Source organism: Streptomyces sp. NPDC021100 (assembly GCF_044333095.1).
Taxonomy (GTDB): domain Bacteria; phylum Actinomycetota; class Actinomycetes; order Streptomycetales; family Streptomycetaceae; genus Streptomyces.
On record NZ_JBIRQH010000037.1, the window covers coordinates 13,625 to 29,137 of the forward strand.

Below are 15,513 nucleotides of genomic sequence, written 5' to 3' on the forward strand. Positions count from 1 at the left end.
CGCTTGCCGGACCCTTTTGCGTCCCCCCTAGACTGAACTTCCAGCAGGTGGCTGCACGCTCGAAAGGCGCCCACGTGTCCATCGGCAACTCACCCCCGGAAGACGACCGGCCGTCCGTCGGCCGCGCTCTCCAGCAGGCCCGGATCCAGGCCGGGCTGACCGTCGACCAGATCAGCACGACGACCCGCGTGCGCATCCCGATCGTGCACGCGATCGAACAGGACGACTTCTCCCGCTGCGGCGGGCACGTCTACGCCCGAGGACATATCCGCACGCTGGCGCGCGCCGCCGGCCTCGATCCCACCCACCTCGTCGAGCAGTACGACGCCGAGCACGGCGGGCGCCCCCGGCCGAGCCGGGCGGCCCCGGTCTTCGAGGCGGAACGGATCCGTCCCGAGCCGCGGCGGCCCAACTGGACCGCCGCCATGGTCGCGGCGATCGTCGCCGTCGTCGGCTTCGTCGGGTTCACCCTGTTCAACGGGGGCGCCGGCGGCCGGGACGACGCCGTCGAGGCCGGGCAGGCGTCGGCCAAGCCGTCCAAGGCCCCCGCGAAGGCACCGCCCAACCGGCCGGCCGACGCCAAGCCGGAGCCGTCCGACAGCGCCATCGCCGGCGCCCCGGCCAACAAGGTCACCGTCAAGCTCACCGCCGAACGCGACCAGACCTGGATGTCGGCGAAGGACCACAACGGCAAGCTGCTGGAGGAAGGCGTCCTCCAGCGCGGGGCCTCCAAGACCTTCACCGACAGCAACCGCATCGACCTGGTGCTCGGCAACGCCGGGGCGGTCCAGCTGTTCGTCAACGGCAAGGAGATCAAGAACGTCGGGGACGACGGCCAGGTGCAGCGGCTGAGCTACACCAAGGGCGACCCGGCGGCCGGCTGACCGGGCCCGTTCCCCAGGTCCCGGGGCGGAGAGCCGGTGGGTGACCAGGCTCTCCGCACCGGGCGGCCACTCGGCAGCGGAAGCGGCGCCCGGACAAAGTAGGCTGAGCCCTATGCCCGAACGCCGTACCGTCGCTCTTGTCACACTTGGCTGCGCCCGTAACGAGGTGGACTCGGAGGAGCTGGCAGGCCGTCTGGCGGCGGACGGCTGGGACCTCGTCGAGGACGCCGCCGACGCCGACGTGGCCGTCGTCAACACCTGCGGTTTCGTCGAAGCCGCCAAGAAGGACTCCGTCGACGCCCTCCTGGAGGCGAACGATCTCAAGGATCATGGCCGCACCCAGGCCGTGGTCGCCGTCGGCTGCATGGCCGAGCGGTACGGCAAGGAGCTCGCCGAGGCCCTGCCCGAGGCCGACGGCGTGCTCGGCTTCGACGACTACGCCGACATCTCCGACCGGCTCCAGACCATCCTCTCGGGCGGCGTCCACGCCTCCCACACCCCCCGTGACCGCCGGAAGCTGCTGCCGATCAGCCCCGCCGCGCGGCAGGACGCCGCCGTCGCGCTCCCCGGCCACGCCCAGGAGGCGCCCGCGCCGGCCCCCGAGGACCTGCCCGAGGGCATCGCCCCGGCCTCCGGTCCGCGCGCGCCGCTGCGCCGCAGACTGGGCGCCAGCCCGGTGGCCTCCGTCAAGCTGGCCTCCGGCTGCGACCGCCGCTGCTCCTTCTGCGCCATCCCCTCTTTCCGCGGCTCCTTCGTCTCCCGCCGCCCCTCGGACGTCCTGGGCGAGGCCCGCTGGCTCGCCGAGCAGGGCGTCAAGGAGGTCATGCTGGTCTCCGAGAACAACACCTCGTACGGCAAGGACCTCGGCGACATCCGGCTGCTGGAGACGCTGCTGCCCGAGATCGCGGCGGTGGACGGCCTCGAGCGGGTCCGCGTCAGCTACCTCCAGCCCGCCGAGATGCGGCCGGGCCTGATCGACGTCCTGACCTCCACCGAGAAGGTCGCCCCCTACTTCGACCTGTCCTTCCAGCACTCCGCCCCCGGCGTGCTCCGGGCGATGCGGCGCTTCGGCGACACCGAGCGCTTCCTGGAGCTGCTGGACACCATCCGCTCCAAGGCGCCGCAGGCCGGCGCCCGGTCCAACTTCATCGTCGGCTTCCCGGGCGAGACCGAGGAGGACGTCGCCGAGCTGGAGCGCTTCCTCATCGCGGCCCGGCTGGACGCCATCGGCGTCTTCGGCTACTCCGACGAGGACGGCACCGAGGCCGCCGGGTACGAGCGGAAGAACGACCCCGAGGTCGTCGCCGAGCGGCTGGCGCGCGTCTCGCGGCTGGCCGAGGAGCTGACCGCGCAGCGCGCCGAGGAGCGGATCGGAGAGACAATCGAAGTACTGGTCGACCGCGTGGACGACGAGGACGGCGTGATCGGCCGGGCCGCGCACCAGGCGCCGGAGACCGACGGCCAGGTCAGCCTCCTCACCGAGGGCCTGGACAGCCCGCCGGTGCCCGGACGTATGGTCGTGGCCACGGTCGTGGCGAGCGAGGGGGTCGACCTCGTCGCGGAGCCGGTCCGAGACGGCGGACGCACCGAGGAGGCGGGCAGATGAGCGGAGTCCCGGCATCGGCCGCGGGCCGTCCCGCCGCGGCGCCGGGCGTGCGGCGGGTCAGGCTGTGGAACATCGCCAACATCCTGACCATGGGGCGCCTGTTCCTGGTGCCCGGTTTCGTGCTGCTGATGCTCCACAACGGCGGGTACGACCCGGCCTGGCGCTCGTTCGCCTGGGCCGCGTTCGCCATCGCCATGATCACCGACCTGTTCGACGGACACCTGGCCCGCACGTACAACCTGGTCACCGACTTCGGCAAGATCGCCGACCCGATCGCCGACAAGGCGATCATGGGTGCGGCGCTGCTCTGCCTCTCCGTCCTGCACGACCTGCCCTGGTGGGTCACCGGCGTGATCCTCGCCCGCGAGATCGGCATCACGCTGATGCGCTTCTGGGTGATCAAACACGGTGTGATCCCGGCCAGCCGCGGCGGGAAGATGAAGACGCTCGCCCAGGGCGTGGCCACGGGGATGTACATCCTCGCCTTGGAGGGACCGCTGGCCACCCTCCGCTTCTGGGTGATGGCCGTGGCCGTCGTCTTGACGGTCCTCACCGGTCTCGACTACGTACGGCAGGCGATCGTGCTGCGCCGGAGCGCCCGGGCCGCGGGGTCCGGGCAGTGAGTGCCGGGGTCCCGCGGGAAGCGGAGCGGGCGCTGGCCGCGCTGGTCTCCCGGGGCCGGACGGTGGCGGTGGCCGAATCGCTCACCGGCGGGCTGGTGGCCGCCGCGCTGACCGCCGTCCCGGGCGCCTCGCGCGCGGTCCGCGGCGCGGTCACCGCGTACGCCACCGACGTCAAGCGCGAGGTGCTGGGCGTCGACGGCGGGCTGCTGGCCGCGCGCGGAGCGGTCGACGCCGACGTCGCGCGGGGGATGGCCCGTGGGGTCCGCACGCTGCTGGCCGCCGACTGGGGTCTCGCCACGACCGGCGTCGCCGGACCCGAGCCGCAGGACGGCAAGCCCGTGGGCACGGTCTTCGTCGCCGCGGCCGGCCCGGACGGTACGTGCGCGGTGCGCGAGCTCGCGCTGGACGGCGGCAGGGAAGCGATCCGGACGGAAAGCGTGCGCGCGGTTCTCCGCCTGCTGCTGGACGAATTGACGGAGAACGCGGGGGCAAAGGATACGGAACACAAGGGGGGGAATGGATGTTTGCAGCCCTGAGTGAACACGACATAGCTCCCCGCACGGCCGCACCCCGAGGCGGTACGGTGGGGCGTGAAGGATCCGGATTCGCGGTCCAAGGAGGGAGCCACCGATGATTCTGCTCCGTCGCCTGCTCGGTGACGTGCTGCGTCGGCAGCGCCAACGCCAGGGCCGCACTCTGCGCGAGGTCTCCTCTTCCGCCCGGGTCTCGCTCGGCTATCTCTCCGAGGTCGAGCGGGGGCAGAAAGAGGCGTCCTCCGAGCTTCTCTCCGCAATCTGCGACGCTCTGGACGTCAGGATGTCCGAGGTCATGCGTGAGGTGAGCGACGAGCTGTCGCTCGCCGAGCTGGCGCAGTCGGCGGCGGCGAGCGAGCCGGTACCCGCGCCGATGCGGCCGATGTTCAACCCGGTGTCCGTGACGTCCGTGACCGGCGTTCCCGGCGAGCGCGTGACCATCAAGGCGCCCGCCGAGGCCGTCGACGTGGTCGCGGCGTAGCGCGGGGCGGCGGGGCGGGCCCTTCCGGCCGATCGTCCCTCCGTTTTCGACTCCCCGGTCCCCGCGGGCCCTCGTGGCCCGCGGGGACCGGTGCGTTCTCCGCTTCGTGACGTTTCTCGTTTCGTGACATCTTCCGCTTCGCGGCTGATGGCGGGTATTTCCCGACCTGGCGCATCACTCCGTATTTCCGGCCCGTTTCGAGTCGCTGTGGGATGGTAGGTGCAACGGAGGAAAGCGAAACGACGTCGACGGTGAAGGAGCAGCGCATGTCTGTCGTCAAGAGCCCTCTGTCCGAACAGGACCGCAAGACCGTCGGTGACGCCCTTCAGGGAGCCCTGGTCGATCTGGTGGACCTCTCGCTCGTGGCCAAGCAGGTCCACTGGACGATCGTGGGCCCGCGCTTCCGCTCGGTGCACCTCCAGCTGGACGAGGTCGTGACCACGGCCCGGCAGCACGCCGACACCGTCGCCGAGCGCGCCTCCGCCCTCGGGATCGCCCCGGACGGCCGCGCCGAGACGGTGGCCAAGACCAGCGCCATCGACACCGTGGGCGGCGGCTGGAACAAGGACGTCGACGCTGTGCGCATCATGGTCGAGGCACTGGGCGCGGTGATCTCCCGGATGCGTGAGCGCATCCGCGACACCGACGAGCCGGACCCGGTGACCCAGGACATCCTCATCGGTCTCACGGCCGATCTGGAGAAGCATCATTGGATGTTCCAGGCGGAGAACGCCTGAGCGGGGGCCGGGTGTTGGCCGCCCGCGGACGCGGGGCGGCACGGGTGAGGGCCTTCCGACCGGATGCCGGTCGGGGGCCCTCCGGTCTGTTCGGGGGCTGTTCCGGGAGGTGTAAGGGGGATTGGGGGGACTACGGGGGTGTTTCGGAGGGCGTGAGGTCGCTCGGGTAGGGCTGTGTCCCGCCAGTGCCGACATGCACTCCTTCGGAGGGTTTCGCCGCACGACCACGGTCACGCGCGGTCAGGCCGTGGACCATGATGCCGAGGGTGCCGTCGACGCGGCCGGCGATCCGATCGCCGGACGTGCCGGGTTCCCGGTCCCGGGACACGGAGGGGGAAACCATGCGATCGCGATTTCTCGTCAGGGCACTCGTCGGCCTGTTCGCCGCCGTCGGTCTCGCCGTCGCCGGCCCGGTCGACACGGGCACCGGCCGGGCGGCCGCCGCTCCGTACGCCGCGCCGCCCACCGCTCGGCAGCCGGCGGGCCCGGCTCCCGCCGTTCGGCTCGCGGTGGAGAACCTGGGGCTGAGCGCCGCGCAGGCGCAGAACGTCCAGTGCTGGCTGAGGAAGTACTGGGGATATACCGACGCCCTCGACGGGCAGTTGGGGACCGGCAGTTGGCAGGCGTACCAGAGAGCGCTGCGGCACGACTGGGGTTACACCGGCGCGATCGACGGCGTCGTCGGGAGCGGCACGGTGATGGCGCTGCAGCGGCAGATGCGGGACGCGGGCTGGGGGTACGGCGGGGCGATCGACGGGGTCGCCGGGCCGGAGACCAGGGCCGCGTTCCAGCGGTTCGCCGACGCCTGCGTCAGTGTGTGCCGGCAGGGGATCGTCGTGTGAGGTGAGGCGGTGTGGCGTGCGCTGCGTGGGGGACGGCGGGCCGGGGGCGGATCCGGGCGAGGCGGTGGTGGCGGGAATGCGAGGCCCTAACCTGAGACGCATGTCTGCCGACACCGCGGACGGGCCCTGTCCCGCCGAGGAGATCAACCGCGCCATCCGCGCGTTCCTGACCGACCGCGACGGCCGGCCCCTGACCCCGGCCGAGCGGCGGCAGTACGAGCAGCTGCGGGCGCGGTGGCTGGAGGCCGTGCGCCGGCGCAGGGGGTGCGTGGGGCCTTCGTCTTCGTCCTCGTCCTCGTCTTCGCCCTGAGGGGGCCGTCGGGCCGCGGTCGTGTGGGCCCGGGGACACGCGTGCGGGTGCCTGGGCGGGCCGCTCGGGTGGCGGAGCGCGGCGCGACGGGGTCTCCTGGGGGCATGGACGAGCACCCGGTGATCCGGTTCACGAACGAGCTCATGGTGGTGTCCGAGCTCGATCAGCGTGCCGCCGGCGCGTTCGTGCGCAGTGTCTACCAGGAGGGCGCGCGCGAGGGCGAGCAGCGGGTGATCGTCGAACTGCACCGGCGCGACCGCAGGATCGCGGAGCTCGAAGGGGAGCTGGCGCGGCTGCGCGGTGAGGACGGGGAGACGGCCGGCTGACGGGCGGCGCCCGGTGGGCGCTCCGGCGCGGGGGCGCGGGTTCCGGCGTCCCGCCGAAGGAGGCGGCATGCTCTGGCGCGAGATACGGCGGCGGCGTCCGCTCCTCCGGCTGCTGCCCCTGGCGATGGGCGGGGTGTGGTGGTGGGCGGTCTGCCGCCTCGTCGACGAACCGGAGCGGGCGGGCTCCGTAGAGGGGCTGGTGGTGACCGGGGGGTGGGGGTTGAGCCTGTTGCCCGTGCACTGTGTGCCATGGACGCGGGCGCGGCGGGGCGGGACGCGCGCCCGCAGGGGCGAGGGGCGGGAGGGCCGGGAGGGTCGGGAAGCGGGGGAGTCGGACGAGGGGTGGGAGCGGCAGGAGGGGCGGTAGCCGGGGCGGTCGGCACGGATCCCGGTCACCCGTATGGGTGGAGGGCTACGAGGTGGTGGAGGGGGTGACGACCAGCGTGCGGCCCGCCATCGGCTGACCGGCCGGCCGGCCGTTCGGCCAGGGTTGACTGGGTCTGCCGGGCCTGCCGGGCCTGCCAGGTCCGTGGGGCCGTCCGGGCCGGGCGGGCGCGGTGCTGTTCGGTGCGCCTGGAGCACGTTCCTTCGGGTGGGTGGGCGTGCGGCCCTGCCCGACGGGAACGCCGGGCCCGTCGGGTTCGTCCGGCCGGGCTGGGGCGGCGCTTGGCGTCTGGAACGCGGCCCCTTGGGCGGGTGTTCGGCCTTCTCCGGCGGGTTCGCCCGGGCCCGTGGGGTTCGTCCGGCCGGGCCGGGCGCGGTGCTCGGCGTTCGGAGCGCGGTCCCTTGGGCGGGTGGTGTGGGGCCGCTCAGGCGGCCCGGCCGGGGGCCGCCTGAGCGGTGCGGTGCGGTGTTGTCAGGGGGCTCGCAGCCGCATTCCCTTCGGCGTCGCGTGGAAACCCGCCGACTCCAGCAGCGGACCGAGTGGGGAGCCCAGGGCCGGGGAGCCGTTGATCCGTTCCACGGTGACCGTGCCGAGGGCCCCCGCCCGGGCCGCCCCGGCCAGGGCCTCGGCGGCCTCGCGCAGGCCGGGGTCGTCGGCGTCCGGCGGCTCCGCGCCGTCCCCGCCCGCCGTGTTGGGCCAGGCGAGGAGCGTCTTCCCGCCGCGCTCCATGTACAGGGCGAGCGCGCCGTCGAGGAGGACGACGAGCGAGCCCGCCTTGCGGCCCGGTTTGTGGGTGGCGCCGGACGGCGGGTCGGGCCAAGGGAGCGCGGCGCCGTACGCGTTGGCGGGGTCGGCGGCGGCCAGGACCACCGCGCGGCGGCGGGCCGGGCCCGCCGCGCCGCCTTCGGCGCGCTCACGGGCGGTGGCTACGGCGCGCAGCCGGTCGATCGCGCCCTCCATGGCGAACTGGGCGGCGCCCAGCCCCTCGACGACATAGCCGCGGCGGGCCTGCCCGCTGTCCTCGAAGGCGGAGAGCACCCGGTAGGCGGCGGAGAAACCGCCCGCCACACCCTCGGCGGCGACGGCGCCGCGGGTGACCACACCGTGCCGGTCGAGGAGCGTGCGGGCCAGGGCGTGGGCGCGGTGGGTGGTGTCGCCCTCGGGCCGCGGGAGCAGCGACCAGCGGCCGGCGACGGTCGGAGGGCCGCCGCGGGAGGCGGTGGGGCGGCCGGCGGCGGCGAGGGCGGTACGGGCGGCGAGGGCGCCGTAACGGCCGCGCGGGACCGCCCGTTTGGCGCGGTGCGCGGTGGAGCCGGCCGTCCGGCCCGAGCCGAGGAGCGCGCGCAGCGGGGCGAGCGTGTCGTTGGTGAGCCGGCCCGACCAGGCCAGGTCCCAGACGGCGTCGGCCAGTTGGGCGTCGTTCGGCGGCGATCCGTCGGGCTCCTGGTGCGTCTCCCGGACGCGTTCGGCGATCTGACGGAAGAACAGGCCGTAGCCGCCGGAGAGCGCGTCGAGCACCGCCCGGTGCAGCGGTGTGAGCTCCAGCGGGTGCGGGTCGGGCAGCAGCAGCGGTGCCGTGTCGGCCGGCAGCAGGGAGACCCAGCCGTCCTTGCCGGGGAGCGCGCCGGCGCCGGCCCAGACGACCTCGCCGGCGGCGGTGAGCTCGTCAAGCAGCGCCGGGGAGTAGTCGGAGACCCGCGCGGGCAGGACGAGCTTCTCCAGGGCGGACGCGGGGACGGGCGCGCCCTGTACCTGCTCGACGGCGCGCAGGAGTCCGTCGACGCCGCGCAGCGCGTGGCCGCCGATGTGCTGCCACTGCGGGAGGAAGGCGGCGAGGGCCGTGGGCGGTACGGGCTCCAGCTCCTGGCGGAGCGCCGCGAGGGAGCGGCGGCGCAGCCGGCGCAGGACCGTGGCGTCGCACCACTCCTGGCCGATGCCCGCGGGGTGGAACTCGCCCTGGACGACCCGGCCGCCGGCCGCCAGGCGCTGCAGGGCGCCGTCCGTGACCGCCGGGCCCAGGCCGAAGCGGGCGGCGGCCTGGGCGGAGGTGAACGGGCCGTGGGTGCGGGCGTAGCGGGCGAGGAGGTCGCCCAGCGGGTCCTTCACCGGCTCGGTGAACGCCTCCGGGACGCCCACCGGGAGTGCTGTGCCCAGGGCGTCGCGGAGCCGGCCGGCGTCCTCGATCGCCGCCCAGTGGTCCCGGCCGGCGATCCGTAGCCGCAGGGCGCGGCGGGCGCCGGACAGCTCCTCCGCCCACGCCGGGTCGGCGCCGCGGGCGGCCAGTTCGTCGTCGGTCAGGGGGCCGAGGATCCGCAGCAGGTCGGCCACGCCCTCGGCGTCCTTGATCCGGCGGTCCTCGGTGCGCCACTGGAGCTCGGCCTCCAGCTCGGCGAGGACGTCGGCGTCCAGCAGCTCGCGGAGCTCGGCCTGGCCGAGCAGTTCGGCGAGCAGCCTGGAGTCGAGGGAGAGGGCGGCGGCGCGGCGCTCGGCGAGGGGGGAGTCGCCCTCGTAGAGGAACTGGGCGACGTAGCCGAACAGCAGTGAGCGGGCGAACGGCGACGGCTCGGGGGTGGTGACCTCGACGAGGCGGACCCGGCGGGCCTCGATGTCGCCCATGAGCTCGGTGAGCCCGGGGACGTCGAAGACGTCCTGGAGGCACTCGCGGACGGCCTCCAGGACGATGGGGAACGATCCGAACTCGCTCGCCACCTCCATCAGCTGGGCCGCCCGCTGGCGCTGCTGCCACAGCGGGGTGCGCTTGCCGGGGTTGCGGCGCGGCAGCAGGAGCGCGCGGGCGGCGCACTCGCGGAACCGCGCCGCGAACAGCGCGGAGCCGCCCACCTGTTCGGTGACGACGCCGCCGATCTCGCCGCGGTCGAAGACCACGTCGGCCGCCCCGACCGGCGACTGCTCGGCGTCGTACTCGGTGCCCTGCCGGGTCGGGTCGGTGTCGAGCAGGTCGAGGCCCAGCAGGTCGGCGTCGGGCAGGCGCAGCACGATGCCGTCGTCGGCGTGCATGACCTGGGCGTCCATGCCGTACCGCTCGGCGAGGCGGGCGCCGAGGGCCAGCGCCCAGGGGGCGTGCACCTGGGCGCCGAACGGGGAGTGGACGACGACCCGCCAGTCGCCCAGCTCGTCGCGGAACCGCTCGACGACGATCGTCCGGTCGTCGGGCACGTGTCCGCAGGCGCGGCGCTGTTCGTCGAGGTAGGCGAGGACGTTGTCGGCGGCCCAGGTGTCGAGGCCGGCGGCCGTGAGCCGGGCGCGGGCGTCCTCCGGACCGGCGCCGCCGATCTCGCGGAGGAACGCGCCCAGCTCCCGGCCCAGTTCCAGCGGGCGGCCCAGCTGGTCGCCCTTCCAGAACGGCAGCCGTCCCGGGACGCCGGGGGCGGGGGTGACGAGGACGCGGTCGCGGGTGATGTCCTCGATGCGCCAGGAGGTCGTGCCGAGGGTGAACACGTCGCCCACCCGCGACTCGTAGACCATCTCCTCGTCCAGCTCGCCGACCCGGCCGCCGCCCTTCTTGGGGTCCGTGCCGGCGAGGAAGACGCCGAACAGGCCGCGGTCGGGGATGGTGCCCCCGGAGGTGACGGCGAGGCGCTGCGCCCCCGGGCGGCCGGTGACCGTGCCGGCGACGCGGTCCCAGACCAGGCGGGGCCGCAGCTCGGCGAAGGCGTCGGAGGGGTAGCGCCCGGCGAGCATGTCGAGCACCCCGGTGTAGGCGGACTCCGGCAGCGCGGCGAACGGGGCGGCGCGCCGCACCAGGGCGAGCAGCTCGTCGACGTCCCAGGTGTCCATGGCCGTCATGGCGACGATCTGCTGTGCCAGCACGTCCAGCGGGTTGGCGGGCACGCGCAGCGACTCGATGGCCCCCTGGCGCATCCGCTCCGTGACCACGGCGGCCTGCACCAGGTCGCCCCGGTACTTGGGGAAGACCACACCGGTGGAGACCGCGCCGACCTGATGCCCGGCGCGGCCGACGCGCTGGAGGCCGGAGGCGACCGACGGCGGCGACTCGACCTGGACGACGAGGTCGACGGCGCCCATGTCGATGCCCAGCTCCAGGCTGGAGGTGGCGACGACGGCGGGCAGCCGGCCCGCCTTGAGGTCCTCCTCGACCAAGGCGCGCTGCTCCTTGGAGACCGAGCCGTGGTGCGCGCGGGCGAGGACCGGCGGGGCGCCATGAGCGGCGCCGGACTGGGCCATCAGCTGGGCGGGGGCGTGGTGCTCGGGCAGCGGCTCGCCGGTGGCCCGTTCGTGGGCGATCTCGTTGAGCCGGTTGCACAGCCGCTCGGCCAGCCGGCGGGAGTTGGCGAAGACGATGGTGGAGCGGTGCGCCTGGACGAGGTCGGCGATGCGCTCCTCGACGTGCGGCCAGATCGACGGCTTCTCCCGCTCGTCCCCCTCCTGGACGGGCGAGGCGCCCAGCTCGCCCAGATCCTCCACCGGGACGACCACGGAGAGGTCGAACTCCTTGCCCGACGGCGGCTGGACGATCTCCACCCTGCGCCGCGGGGACAGGTAGCGGGCCACCTCCTCCACTGGGCGGACGGTGGCCGACAGGCCGATGCGCCGGGCCGGGCGGGGCAGGAGGGTGTCCAGCCGCTCCAGGGACAGGGCGAGATGGGCGCCCCGCTTCGTCCCGGCGACGGCGTGCACCTCGTCGAGGATGACCGTCTCCACCCCGGAGAGCGCCTCCCGCGCGGCGGAGGTGAGCATCAGGAACAGCGACTCGGGGGTGGTGATCAGGATGTCCGGGGGCCGGGTGACCAGTGCGCGGCGCTCGGCGGCCGGGGTGTCGCCGGAGCGGATGCCGACCCGGATCTCCGGCTCGGGCAGCCCGAGCCGGACGGCCTCCTGGCGGATGCCGGTGAGCGGACTGCGCAGGTTGCGCTCGACGTCGACCGCCAGGGCCTTGAGCGGTGAGACGTACAGGACGCGGCAGCGCTTGGCGCGCTCGGCGGGCGGCGGGGTGCTCGCCAGCCGGTCCAGCGAGGCGAGGAAGGCGGCGAGCGTCTTGCCGGAGCCCGTGGGGGCGACGACCAGCACGTCCGAGCCCGCGGAGAGGGCCCGCCAGGCGCCGGTCTGGGCGGCCGTGGGCGCGTGGAAGGCGCCCGTGAACCAGGAGCGGGTCGCGGGGGAGAAGCCGTCGAGGGCCGCGTCCCCCGCCGGGGCCGCCGCCGGTTCCGTCGAGTCGGCCGGTTCTTCCGTCATGCCCCCCATCGTGCACCGAGGCACTGACAATGCCCCTGAAGCGCAGGTCAGCCCGGGTCAGTGCTGATCGGCGCAGATCCGGGGGGACGGCAGGGAGGCACCGCGGCCGTGGGCGCGCAGGGTCAGGAGCGCGTCGATGGTGGCCATCGGGCGGCCTTCGAGGGCGGTGCCGGGCGCCCAGGCGCGCCGCCGCAGCGGCCAGCCGCCGTCCTCCTGCTGGGCGGCGGCGAGGTGGTCCAGCGACCGTTCGAGCTCGGCGTCGGTGAACCAGGGGCGGGCCCGGGAGTCGGGGCTCCGCGCGTAGTCGTGCGGGAAGTGTGCCGGGGGCCGGTTCTGCGGGGTGCCCTCGCCCGGTGCGGCGCCGGCCCGGTGCGGGTCCAGCACGGCCAGCCGCTGCTCCCGGACCACCCGGCCGAGCCGGTCCGCGGCGGCCTCGGCCCGCTTGCGATCGGGGACGCCGTCGAGGAAGGCCACGGCCGCCTCGATCTCGTAGGGGTGCGGCCGGCCGCCGAGGGACAGCGCGTCGATCGCGGCCCAGCAGAAGTCCGTGGCGCGGAACAGCCAGGCGTGCCACACGGCGTTGCGGTGCAGCAGGCCCACCACCGGCCCGGTGGTCAGCAGGGAGCCGGTGCCGGCCCGGGCGCCGGCGGCGGGGTGCCAGGGGGCGGCCGGCCAGCCGGCGGACGCGGGGTGCAGGGCGGGCAGGGCGCCGTCGGGGGTGGAGATCGCGGTCAGGAAGCGGCAGACGGCCTCGGCCCGGCGGTCCCCGCAGCGGCCGATCTCGTCCAGGACGCGCAGGGCGTGCGCGGTGTGGTGTGGCTGGCTCACCGGGCCGCGGAGGTCGGGGTCCAGGGCGTGCCCGTAGCCGCCGTCGTCGCCCCGGTAGGCCGTGAGGGCCGCCTCGACGGCGTCGGGGCTGCCGTCGCGGAAGTGGAAGGCGAATCTGCGCTGTTCGAGGACGCGGGCGGTCAGCCAGACGAAGTCTTCGGCGCGGGCTGCGGGGGATGCTCCGGACGGTGCCATGGAACAGACCGTAGGGCCCGGAACGCCGCCGGTCAGCGGCTCGTGCCCGGCTGCACCCGCAGGGGCGGCGGACGGGAGGCGCGCGGTTGACGGGCGGGGGCCGGAGGGCGTCCGGGCGGCGCCTTCCGGGGGCTTTAGGATCACTGGGCTTCGGGGGAGCAGAGGGGGGTCTGTCGTGGACGAGGGACGAGTCGTGCTGTCGGTGGCGAGCGCCGCCGCGGACGGGCGCGCGGCTTCCGTGATCGGGGCCGGGAACGCCGTCGTGATCCTTGGGATCACCGGGCTGGTGCTGTTCCTGCAGTTCCGGGCCCGCCGGGTGCGGGCGGTGATGTTCGTCTGGGTCGCCCTGCTGACGGCCCGCGGCCTGCTGCCCCCGGGGCCCGCGCGGACGACCGCCGCCGGCCTGGTGTTCCTGGCGGTGGGGCTCGTCGTCTCCGCGGTGTTCGGGTGGCTGCGGGGCAGGACCATGCCGCTGTGGCGGGACCGCGACGGGGTGGTGTGGCGCCGGGGCGACGCCGTGACGCTGCGCCTGTGGCTGCTGACCATCGGCGCGCGGTTCGCGCTGACGGGCGTGGAGTACGCGCTGTTCGACGAGCCGTTCGACGGCGGCTCCTTCCTGCTCGGCTTCGGGTTGACGCTGGCCGTCCAGCAGGTGGTCCTGATGCGGCGGGGACGGGCGCTGATCCCCGGTGGCACGGAGCCGCGGGGCGGCCTCGGTCCGGCGGGCGTGCCGGGCTCCGCCGGCTGACGCCTTACCCTGCGTACATGCGGTTGACGGACTTCTGGCGGCGAATGGCCGACCACTTCGGGGCGGCGTACGCCGACTCCTTCGCACGTGATCACGTGATGTCGGAACTGGGCGGCAGGACGGTGCACGAGGCGCTCGACGCGGGCTGGAACGCGAAGGACGTGTGGCGCGCGGTGTGCCGGGCGATGGAGATCCCCGCCGACCGGCGCTGACCGTCGCCGCCTCTCGACTCCGCTTCTCGACTTTGCCTCTCGCCCCCGCCTCCCGGCGCCCGCCCAGACCGCCGTCCGCGCACCGGATCCCCCTTCCCCGACCCGCGTGGCGCGTTTGACACAAAAATCGAACATCCATTCTCATGGACGGACCGGGCCTGTGGGGAGAAGGTGTTTCTCCAGGTCAGCGCGGTGCCCGGGCCCGTTGTCAGTGGCAGGCGCTAGCGTCGTGGACGTGAAGCGATCGACTCAAACGAACCGGGTGGAACCCATGGCAGGCACGGACCGCGAGAAGGCGCTCGACGCCGCACTCGCGCAAATCGAACGGCAATTCGGCAAGGGCGCCGTGATGCGCCTCGGTGAGCGTCCCAACGAGCCCATCGAGGTCATCTCCACCGGGTCGACCGCTCTCGACGTCGCGCTCGGCGTCGGCGGGCTGCCGCGCGGCCGCGTGGTGGAGGTCTACGGCCCGGAGTCCTCCGGTAAGACGACCCTCACCCTGCACGCGGTCGCCAACGCGCAGCGGGCCGGCGGCACGGTGGCCTTCGTCGACGCGGAGCACGCGCTCGACCCGGAGTACGCCAAGAAGCTCGGCGTCGACATCGACAACCTGATCCTGTCCCAGCCGGACAACGGCGAGCAGGCGCTGGAGATCGTCGACATGCTGGTCCGCTCCGGCGCGCTCGACCTGATCGTCATCGACTCCGTGGCCGCCCTGGTGCCGCGCGCGGAGATCGAGGGCGAGATGGGCGACTCGCACGTGGGCCTCCAGGCCCGGCTGATGAGCCAGGCGCTCCGGAAGATCACCAGCGCGCTGAACCAGTCCAAGACCACCGCGATCTTCATCAACCAGCTCCGCGAGAAGATCGGCGTGATGTTCGGCTCCCCGGAGACCACGACCGGTGGCCGGGCGCTCAAGTTCTACGCCTCGGTGCGGATCGACATCCGTCGCATCGAGACCCTGAAGGACGGCACGGAGGCGGTCGGCAACCGCACCCGCTGCAAGGTCGTCAAGAACAAGGTCGCGCCGCCCTTCAAGCAGGCCGAGTTCGACATCCTCTACGGCCAGGGCATCAGCCGCGAGGGCGGCCTGATCGACATGGGCGTCGAGCACGGCTTCGTGCGCAAGGCCGGTGCCTGGTACACGTACGAGGGCGACCAGCTCGGCCAGGGTAAGGAGAACGCCCGCAACTTCCTCAAGGACAACCCCGACCTCGCCAACGAGATCGAGAAGAAGATCAAGGAGAAGCTGGGCGTGGGCGTGAAGCCCGAGGCCCAGGGCGGCGAGCCGGGCGCGGACGCGGCGGGTGCCGCCGCCGAGCCCGCCAAGGCCGTGCCCGCCCCGGCCGTCAAGGCCACGGGGAAGGCCAAGGCCGCGGCCAAGGGCTAGCCGCCCATGACACGGCGAAGCGACTGGCCTGAGCAGGCCGTTGAGCACCGTGCCGGCCGCGGGGACCGCGGCGACCGTACGGGCGGTGGGGGGGGGGGGGGGCCGGGGGGGGGGGGGGGGGGGGGCCGCCCCCCCCCCCCCCCCCCCCGCGGGGCGCGGCCGCGCCGCGCCCCCCCCCGGCGGCGCCCCCCCCCCCCCC

At 74.4% G+C, this 15,513-nt stretch carries 15 protein-coding genes; 13 read left to right on the forward strand and 2 right to left on the reverse strand.

What is annotated here, in order from left to right; genetic code table 11:
- Positions 1-74: 74 nt before the first annotated feature.
- The 10 genes from ACH4PU_RS35560 to ACH4PU_RS35605 all read left to right on the forward strand — a co-directional run bounded on the left by ACH4PU_RS35560 (position 75) and on the right by ACH4PU_RS35605 (position 6,709).
- Positions 75-884: a helix-turn-helix domain-containing protein gene (locus ACH4PU_RS35560; RefSeq protein WP_398281989.1), complete on the forward strand. Its 810-nt coding sequence runs from the start codon at positions 75-77 to the stop codon at positions 882-884.
- Positions 885-996: 112 nt separating this feature from the next.
- Positions 997-2,490 (forward strand): 30S ribosomal protein S12 methylthiotransferase RimO, encoded by a 1,494-nt coding sequence (rimO, locus tag ACH4PU_RS35565; protein WP_398281992.1) that lies wholly within the window; start codon positions 997-999, stop codon positions 2,488-2,490.
- Positions 2,487-3,113: a CDP-diacylglycerol--glycerol-3-phosphate 3-phosphatidyltransferase gene (pgsA, locus tag ACH4PU_RS35570; RefSeq protein WP_398281995.1), complete on the forward strand. Its 627-nt coding sequence runs from the start codon at positions 2,487-2,489 to the stop codon at positions 3,111-3,113. Before rimO ends, pgsA begins: the two co-directional genes overlap by 4 nt.
- Entirely contained in the window at positions 3,110-3,649 is a 540-nt protein-coding gene (locus ACH4PU_RS35575; protein WP_398281998.1) for a CinA family protein, read from the forward strand. Before pgsA ends, ACH4PU_RS35575 begins: the two co-directional genes overlap by 4 nt.
- A 94-nt stretch (positions 3,650-3,743) precedes the next feature.
- Positions 3,744-4,127 carry a helix-turn-helix domain-containing protein gene (locus ACH4PU_RS35580; RefSeq protein WP_004955592.1) on the forward strand — a complete coding sequence of 128 codons (384 nt, stop codon included), beginning with the start codon at positions 3,744-3,746 and terminating at the stop codon, positions 4,125-4,127.
- Positions 4,128-4,393: 266 nt separating this feature from the next.
- Positions 4,394-4,864, forward strand: a complete 471-nt coding sequence (locus tag ACH4PU_RS35585) for a Dps family protein (protein ID WP_185943362.1) — start codon at positions 4,394-4,396, stop codon at positions 4,862-4,864.
- A 341-nt stretch (positions 4,865-5,205) separates the two neighbouring features.
- Complete coding sequence (locus ACH4PU_RS35590; RefSeq protein ID WP_398282003.1) at positions 5,206-5,706, forward strand: peptidoglycan-binding protein; 501 nt, start codon at positions 5,206-5,208, stop codon at positions 5,704-5,706.
- Positions 5,707-5,806: 100 nt separating this feature from the next.
- Positions 5,807-6,016, forward strand: a complete 210-nt coding sequence (locus tag ACH4PU_RS35595; RefSeq protein ID WP_398282006.1) for a hypothetical protein — start codon at positions 5,807-5,809, stop codon at positions 6,014-6,016.
- Between the two features lie 104 nt (positions 6,017-6,120).
- The gene (locus ACH4PU_RS35600; protein WP_185943360.1) at positions 6,121-6,342 is read left to right on the forward strand and encodes a hypothetical protein; all 222 of its coding nucleotides are present in this window, start codon (positions 6,121-6,123) and stop codon (positions 6,340-6,342) included.
- Positions 6,343-6,409: 67 nt separating this feature from the next.
- On the forward strand, positions 6,410-6,709 hold the full coding sequence (locus tag ACH4PU_RS35605; RefSeq protein ID WP_398282009.1) for a hypothetical protein: 300 nt from the start codon (positions 6,410-6,412) through the stop codon (positions 6,707-6,709).
- Between the two features lie 489 nt (positions 6,710-7,198).
- Here the strand turns inward: ACH4PU_RS35605 and ACH4PU_RS35610 are convergent, their stop codons facing one another.
- A complete protein-coding gene (locus ACH4PU_RS35610; RefSeq protein WP_398282013.1) occupies positions 7,199-11,941 on the reverse strand; it encodes an ATP-dependent helicase in 4,743 nt (1,580 codons plus the stop codon).
- Between the two features lie 57 nt (positions 11,942-11,998).
- Complete coding sequence (locus tag ACH4PU_RS35615; protein WP_398282016.1) at positions 11,999-12,964, reverse strand: hypothetical protein; 966 nt, start codon at positions 12,962-12,964, stop codon at positions 11,999-12,001.
- 175 nt (positions 12,965-13,139) lie between these two features.
- Here ACH4PU_RS35615 and ACH4PU_RS35620 point away from each other — a divergent pair, with 175 nt between their 5' ends.
- From ACH4PU_RS35620 to recA, 3 genes are all read left to right on the forward strand, one after another.
- Positions 13,140-13,712: a hypothetical protein gene (locus ACH4PU_RS35620; protein ID WP_398282019.1), complete on the forward strand. Its 573-nt coding sequence runs from the start codon at positions 13,140-13,142 to the stop codon at positions 13,710-13,712.
- 17 nt (positions 13,713-13,729) lie between these two features.
- Entirely contained in the window at positions 13,730-13,924 is a 195-nt protein-coding gene (locus ACH4PU_RS35625) for a DUF3046 domain-containing protein (RefSeq protein WP_223770996.1), read from the forward strand.
- A gap of 271 nt (positions 13,925-14,195) precedes the next feature.
- Positions 14,196-15,314, forward strand: a complete 1,119-nt coding sequence (gene recA / locus ACH4PU_RS35630; protein WP_398282024.1) for a recombinase RecA — start codon at positions 14,196-14,198, stop codon at positions 15,312-15,314.
- Positions 15,315-15,513 lie beyond the last annotated feature (199 nt).

Coding starts and splice junctions, on each gene's coding strand:
- rimO (WP_398281992.1), top strand. CDS start 997: ATGCCCGAACGCCGTACCGTCGCTCTTGTCACACTTGGCTGCGCCCGT.
- pgsA (WP_398281995.1), top strand. CDS start 2,487: ATGAGCGGAGTCCCGGCATCGGCCGCGGGCCGTCCCGCCGCGGCGCCG.
- ACH4PU_RS35580 (WP_004955592.1), top strand. CDS start 3,744: ATGATTCTGCTCCGTCGCCTGCTCGGTGACGTGCTGCGTCGGCAGCGC.
- ACH4PU_RS35585 (WP_185943362.1), top strand. CDS start 4,394: ATGTCTGTCGTCAAGAGCCCTCTGTCCGAACAGGACCGCAAGACCGTC.
- ACH4PU_RS35590 (WP_398282003.1), top strand. CDS start 5,206: ATGCGATCGCGATTTCTCGTCAGGGCACTCGTCGGCCTGTTCGCCGCC.
- ACH4PU_RS35595 (WP_398282006.1), top strand. CDS start 5,807: ATGTCTGCCGACACCGCGGACGGGCCCTGTCCCGCCGAGGAGATCAAC.
- ACH4PU_RS35600 (WP_185943360.1), top strand. CDS start 6,121: ATGGACGAGCACCCGGTGATCCGGTTCACGAACGAGCTCATGGTGGTG.
- ACH4PU_RS35605 (WP_398282009.1), top strand. CDS start 6,410: ATGCTCTGGCGCGAGATACGGCGGCGGCGTCCGCTCCTCCGGCTGCTG.
- ACH4PU_RS35610 (WP_398282013.1), bottom strand. CDS start 11,941: ATGACGGAAGAACCGGCCGACTCGACGGAACCGGCGGCGGCCCCGGCG.
- ACH4PU_RS35615 (WP_398282016.1), bottom strand. CDS start 12,964: ATGGCACCGTCCGGAGCATCCCCCGCAGCCCGCGCCGAAGACTTCGTC.
- ACH4PU_RS35625 (WP_223770996.1), top strand. CDS start 13,730: ATGCGGTTGACGGACTTCTGGCGGCGAATGGCCGACCACTTCGGGGCG.
- recA (WP_398282024.1), top strand. CDS start 14,196: ATGGCAGGCACGGACCGCGAGAAGGCGCTCGACGCCGCACTCGCGCAA.